The following is a 6507-nucleotide window of genomic DNA, read 5'->3' as shown; positions in this document are numbered from 1 at the left end:
AGCGCGGTGGTCCCACCTGACCCCATGCCGAACTCAGAAGTGAAACGCCGTAGCGCCGATGGTAGTGTGGGGTCTCCCCATGTGAGAGTAGGGAACTGCCAGGCATCAAACAAGCAAGAACCCCGACCGAAAGGCCGGGGTTTTTTGTGTTTATGGTTAACTGGCGCAGAAGCCAACCCGTTACGCACTGGCCCTGCACAGATTTTCCACATCCCACCCACAGACATATCCACAAGCTTTCTCAGAACTACAGACTTATTTATTTCTATTCATTCTTGTCTGTGGAAGTGAAACTTTCTCACCTTCCACATGGAGACTCGACATTTTGCCGTTTCCTGGTTATCGTCAGCTATCTGGATGTCTAAACGTTTAAACGTATGCTGTGAGGTAATAAGGTTATGCCGATTCGGGTGCAGGACGAGCTACCAGCCGTCAATTTCTTGCGGGAAGAGAACGTCTTCGTGATGACGGCTTCTCGCGCGACAAATCAGGAAATTCGCCCGCTGAAGGTGCTGATTCTCAACCTGATGCCGAAGAAAATCGAGACGGAAAACCAGTTTCTGCGCCTGCTCTCCAACTCGCCGCTGCAGGTGGATGTCCAGCTGCTCCGCATCGATGCCAGAGAGTCACGGAATACGCCCACGGAGCACCTGAACAATTTCTACTGCAACTTCGAAGACATCTGCAACGATAATTACGATGGCCTGATTGTCACCGGCGCGCCGCTGGGTCTGGTTGAATTTAACGATGTCGCCTACTGGCCGCAAATCCAGCAGGTGCTGGAGTGGGCCAAAGATCACGTCACTTCGACGCTTTTTGTCTGTTGGGCGGTGCAGGCGGCATTGAACATTCTGTACGGCATTCCAAAACAGACGCGCACCGAAAAGTTATCAGGCGTCTATGAACACCATATTTTGCATCCACACGCCTTACTGACCCGTGGGTTTGATGACTCCTTCCTGGCACCCCATTCACGTTATGCAGATTTTCCTGCCGCAATCATTCGTGATTACACCGACCTGGAGATCCTGGCCGAAACAGAAGACGGTGATGCCTATCTGTTTGCCAGCAAAGACAAGCGGATCGCCTTCGTGACCGGCCATCCTGAGTACGATGCGCACACGCTGGCCAGTGAATTTTTCCGTGATGAAGAGGCCGGGCTTTCCCCGGAAGTGCCTTACAATTACTTCCCGCAAAACGATCCGCAGAATAAACCCCGGGCCACCTGGCGCAGCCATGGAAATCTCCTGTTTATTAACTGGCTGAACTATTACGTCTACCAGATCACGCCATACGATCTGCGCCATATGAATCCTACGCTGGAGTAATCCTCCACTCTCGCGATCGTAAAGCGATTCAGCACTCCATATCGGGCACCTTCGGGTGCCTTTTTTATTTCCGAAAACCTACTCCAGACACGATAAAACTTTAATTTCTTTGTTATCAAAACGTTACGATAAAGTTAATTTGAAAATGGAAATTGTTTTTGATTTTGGAAAATTATTGCGTAGGCTTAAATCGAGCTGAACGAAAACCCTACAACGATCCTGGGTCGCAATGGGAAGTGGCCAGAGATCACTAACGAGGAGCTGCGCAATGACACAACAGGCAACCACCATCGAAGAACTGGCCTTTAGCCAGCCGTTTGGCGAGCAGGAACAGCAGATCCTGACGCCCGAAGCCGTTGAATTTCTCAGTGAGCTGGTGACCCGATTTACGCCGAAGCGTAACAAGCTGCTTGCTGCCCGTATTCAGCAACAGCAAGAGATCGACGATGGCAAGTTGCTTGATTTTATTTCGGAAACAGATTCCATTCGTAATGGTTCGTGGAAAATTCGTGGAATACCTCAGGATTTGCTGGATCGCCGCGTGGAGATCACCGGGCCCGTTGAGCGGAAAATGGTGATTAACGCTATGAATGCTAACGTTAAAGTGTTCATGGCCGATTTCGAAGACTCGCTGGCACCAAACTGGCATAAGGTCATCGACGGGCAGATCAACCTGCGCGATGCCGTTAACGGGACGATCAGCTACACCAACGAAGCCGGGAAAATCTACCAGCTGCAACCCGATCCTGCGGTGCTGATCTGCCGCGTTCGTGGTCTTCATCTGCCTGAAAAGCATGTCAGCTGGCGTGGGGAAGCTATCCCCGGCAGCCTGTTTGATTTCGCACTCTACTTCTTCCACAACCACAAAAATCTGCTGGCCAAAGGCAGTGGCCCTTATTTCTATCTGCCGAAAACACAGGCCTGGCAGGAAGCTGCGTGGTGGAGCGAAGTGTTCAGCTACACAGAAGATCGCTTCAGCCTGCCACGTGGGACGATCAAGGCGACGCTGTTGATTGAAACGTTGCCTGCGGTCTTCCAGATGGACGAGATCCTGCATGCGCTGCGGGATCATATTGTGGGCCTGAACTGTGGCCGCTGGGATTACATCTTCAGCTACATCAAAACCCTGAAAAATCACCCTGATCGCGTGTTACCAGATCGCCAGGTGGTGACGATGGATAAACCCTTCCTCAGCGCCTATTCACGCCTGCTGATCAAGACCTGTCATAAGCGCGGGGCTTTTGCGATGGGCGGCATGGCGGCGTTTATCCCGAGCAAAGAAAGTGAGCGCAACAGCTGGGTGCTCAACAAGGTGAAAGCAGACAAAGAGCTGGAAGCGAAGAACGGTCATGACGGCACCTGGATTGCCCATCCTGGGCTTGGGGACACGGTGATGAGCGTGTTCAACAATGCGCTGGGTGAGCAACATAATCAGCTTTCTGTTATGCGTGAAGAAGACGCGCCGATTACTGCCGAGCAGCTGTTGGCCCCCTGTGAGGGCGAACGCACCGAAGAAGGCATGCGCGCCAATATTCGCGTGGCGGTGCAATACATTGAAGCCTGGATCTCCGGTAACGGCTGCGTACCGATTTACGGCCTGATGGAGGATGCGGCAACCGCTGAAATCTCCCGAACCTCTATCTGGCAATGGATCCACCATCAGAAAACGCTCAGCAACGGCAAACCGGTCACCAAAGCCTTGTTCCGCCAGATGCTGGCCGAAGAATTAATGGTGGTTCAGGACGAGCTGGGCGAGCACCGCTTCAGCAGCGGTCGCTTCGATGAAGCGGCGCGTCTGATGGAACAGATCACCACCTCTGATGAGCTCGTTGATTTCTTAACCCTGCCCGGCTACCGCCTGCTGGCTTAACCCACCTCAAAACAATAATGGAGCACTTGCCAATGAAAACCCGTACCCAACAAATCGAAGACGTACAGCAGGAATGGACAAACCCACGCTGGGAAGGCATTCGTCGCCCTTACAGCGCGGAAGAGGTGGTGAAATTACGCGGTTCGGTGAACCCTGAATGCACGCTGGCGCAGCGCGGCGCGGCGAAAATGTGGCGCCTGCTGCATGGCGAATCTAAGAAAGGTTACGTGAACAGCCTGGGTGCATTGACCGGCGGGCAGGCACTGCAACAGGCGAAAGCAGGCATTGAAGCGGTTTACCTCTCTGGCTGGCAGGTTGCGGCAGACGCCAACCTGGCCTCCAGCATGTATCCGGATCAATCGCTCTACCCGGCGAACTCCGTGCCGTCCGTGGTGGATCGGATCAACAACACGTTTCGTCGTGCGGATCAGATCCAATGGGCATCCGGCATAGAACCAAACGATCCGCGCTTTGTGGATTACTTCCTGCCGATCGTCGCTGATGCAGAAGCTGGCTTTGGTGGCGTATTGAATGCTTTCGAACTGATGAAGTCGATGATTGAAGCTGGTGCGGCAGCTGTCCACTTCGAAGATCAGCTGGCCTCGGTGAAAAAATGCGGCCACATGGGCGGTAAAGTGCTGGTGCCGACCCAGGAAGCGATTCAGAAACTGGTTGCTGCGCGCCTGGCGGCGGATGTACTTGGCGTGCCGACGCTGCTGATTGCCCGTACCGATGCCGATGCGGCGGATTTGATCACTTCTGATTGTGACCCGTACGACAGCGAATTTATCACCGGCGAGCGCACCAGCGAAGGGTTCTACCGTACCCGCGCGGGTATCGAGCAGGCTATCAGCCGTGGTCTGGCTTACGCGCCCTATGCCGATTTGGTGTGGTGTGAAACCTCCACGCCGGATATCGATCTGGCACGCCGCTTCGCCGAAGCTATTCACGCGAAATACCCGGGGAAACTGCTGGCGTACAACTGCTCGCCATCGTTTAACTGGCAGAAAAATCTCGATGACAAAACCATCGCCAGCTTCCAGCAACAGCTCTCGGATATGGGCTACAAATACCAGTTCATCACCCTGGCGGGCATCCACAGCATGTGGTTCAACATGTTCGACCTGGCACACGCCTATGCGCAGGGAGAAGGCATGAAGCACTACGTCGAGAAAGTGCAGCAGCCAGAGTTTGACTCCGCCAAGCAGGGCTACACCTTCGTTTCGCATCAGCAGGAAGTGGGCACCGGCTACTTCGACAAAGTGACCACCATTATTCAGGGCGGCACATCTTCCGTCACGGCGCTGACCGGATCGACGGAAGAGTCGCAGTTCTAAGCCTACATGTCGTTTCCCCCTCTCCCTGAGGGAGAGGGTTGGGGAGAGGGGGAAATGAACTCGCCGTTGCTACTTGAGGGGCAAATATGTCGCGTGGCCTGGAATTACTGATTGCCCAAACCATCCTGCAAGGCTTTGACGCGCAGTATGGTCGCTTTCTGGAAGTCACTTCCGGCGCGCAACAGCGCTTTGAGCAGGCCGACTGGCACGCTGTGCAGCAGGCCATGAAACAACGTATTCATCTCTACGATCACCACGTGGGATTAGTGGTCGAACAGCTGCGCTGTATCACCGAGGGCAAAAGCCCGGATGCGGATTTTTTGCTGAGAGTCAAAGAACACTACACCTCGCTACTGCCTGATTACCCTCGCTTTGAAATTGCCGAAAGCTTTTTTAACTCTGTGTATTGTCGGTTATTTGACCACCGCTCGCTGACTCCCGAGCGGCTTTTTATCTTCAGCTCTCAGCCTGAAGGGCGCTTTCGTACGATCCCGCGCCCGTTAGCGAAAGATTTTTATCCGCATAAAGGCTGGGCTGCATTGTTCAATCAGATGCTGAGTGATTTGCCGCTGCGTCTGCCGTGGCAGGATAAAGACCGTGATGTGCGGTTTATCGTGGCGCATCTGACAGAAACTTTTGGTTCTCAGATGCTGGCCGATTCGCATCTGCAGGTGGCGAATGAGCTGTTTTATCGCAACAAAGCGGCCTGGCTCGTCGCCAAGCTGCACACGCCTGATGGCATGGTGCCGTTGCTGATGCCGATTCATCGCAGCGATGAAGGTCAGCTATTTGTCGATACCTGCCTGACGACCAGCGCCGAGGCCAGCATTGTGTTCGGTTTCGCCCGCTCCTATTTCATGGTGTATGCCCCGTTGCCCGCGGCGCTGGTCGAATGGCTGCGCGAAATTTTACCGGGGAAAAGCACTGCCGAACTGTATATGGCGATTGGTTGCCAGAAACATGGCAAAACCGAAAGCTATCGTGAATACCTCACCTGGATCCGTCACACCGACGAGCAGTTTATTGAAGCGCCGGGCATTCGCGGGATGGTGATGCTGGTGTTCACGCTGCCCGGTTTTGACCGGGTATTTAAGGTGATCAAAGACCGTTTTGCACCACAGAAAGAGATGACGGCGACGCATGTACGCGCCTGCTATCAGCTGGTGAAAGAGCATGACCGTGTGGGGCGTATGGCGGACACGCAGGAGTTTGAAAATTTCGTGCTGGAGAAACGGCAGGTTTCCCCGGCGCTGCTCGATTTATTGTGGCAGGAAGCCCCGCAGAAAATCACTGATTTGGGCGACCGCATCGTTATCAGCCATCTCTATATTGAGCGCCGGATGGTGCCGCTAAACCTGTGGCTCGAACAGGTGAACGGGCAGCCATTACGTGATGCGGTGGAAGAATACGGCAATGCGATTCGCCAGCTTGCGGCCGCCAATATTTTTCCCGGCGACATGCTGTTTAAGAACTTTGGCGTCACGCGCCACGGGCGGGTGGTGTTCTATGATTACGACGAAATTTGCTACATGACCGAAGTGAATTTCCGCGACATTCCGCCACCGCGCTACCCGGAAGATGAGCTTGCAAGCGAGCCCTGGTACAGCGTTTCACCCGGTGATGTGTTCCCGGAAGAGTTTCGCCACTGGCTGTGTGCCGATCCCCGAATCGGGCCGTTGTTTGAAGAGATGCACGCGGATTTACTGCGTGCGGACTACTGGCGAGGCTTGCAGACGCGAATCCGCGAAGGGCATGTGGAAGATGTGTTTGCTTATCGCAAGCGGCAGCGTTTCTGCGTGAAATATGCCTGATGCAATTTGCTCCCTCTCCCTGTGGGTGTACGGTCCGGAGACATCATGAACACTTGTTCGGGGACATGGTAGACACTTACAACTAAGGCATAAGAACCCGTTTATGGAGTCGCTTATGCCCTGGGATGCGAGAGATACCATGTCATTACGTACCGAGTTTG

At 53.9% G+C, this 6507-nt stretch carries 4 protein-coding genes and 1 rRNA gene; all 5 read left to right on the top strand.

What is annotated here, in order from left to right; translation table 11 throughout:
• Positions 1-104: ribosomal RNA gene (gene rrf, locus ACRCWW_RS04575) — 5S ribosomal RNA — on the top strand; the annotation flags it as partial.
• A 294-nt stretch (positions 105-398) separates the two neighbouring features.
• Positions 399-1328, top strand: a complete 930-nt coding sequence (gene metA / locus ACRCWW_RS04570; protein WP_438681350.1) for a homoserine O-succinyltransferase MetA — start codon at positions 399-401, stop codon at positions 1326-1328.
• Between the two features lie 268 nt (positions 1329-1596).
• Complete coding sequence (gene aceB / locus ACRCWW_RS04565) at positions 1597-3198, top strand: malate synthase A (RefSeq protein WP_438681349.1); 1602 nt, start codon at positions 1597-1599, stop codon at positions 3196-3198.
• A gap of 32 nt (positions 3199-3230) precedes the next feature.
• Entirely contained in the window at positions 3231-4535 is a 1305-nt protein-coding gene (gene aceA, locus ACRCWW_RS04560) for an isocitrate lyase (protein WP_438681348.1), read from the top strand.
• Positions 4536-4621: 86 nt separating this feature from the next.
• Positions 4622-6346 (top strand): bifunctional isocitrate dehydrogenase kinase/phosphatase, encoded by a 1725-nt coding sequence (gene aceK, locus ACRCWW_RS04555; protein WP_438681347.1) that lies wholly within the window; start codon positions 4622-4624, stop codon positions 6344-6346.
• The last annotated feature ends 161 nt before the right edge of the window (positions 6347-6507 follow it).

It is taken from the genome of Scandinavium sp., from assembly GCF_051650185.1.
Lineage (GTDB): Bacteria > Pseudomonadota > Gammaproteobacteria > Enterobacterales > Enterobacteriaceae > Scandinavium.
Note: the sequence above shows the minus strand (reverse complement) of the source record. Positions and strands in the feature narration are given on the sequence as shown.

Excerpts from the sequence above, each read along its gene's own strand:
- metA (WP_438681350.1), top strand. The coding sequence starts at position 399 with ATGCCGATTCGGGTGCAGGACGAGCTACCAGCCGTCAATTTCTTGCGG.
- aceB (WP_438681349.1), top strand. The coding sequence starts at position 1,597 with ATGACACAACAGGCAACCACCATCGAAGAACTGGCCTTTAGCCAGCCG.
- aceA (WP_438681348.1), top strand. The coding sequence starts at position 3,231 with ATGAAAACCCGTACCCAACAAATCGAAGACGTACAGCAGGAATGGACA.
- aceK (WP_438681347.1), top strand. The coding sequence starts at position 4,622 with ATGTCGCGTGGCCTGGAATTACTGATTGCCCAAACCATCCTGCAAGGC.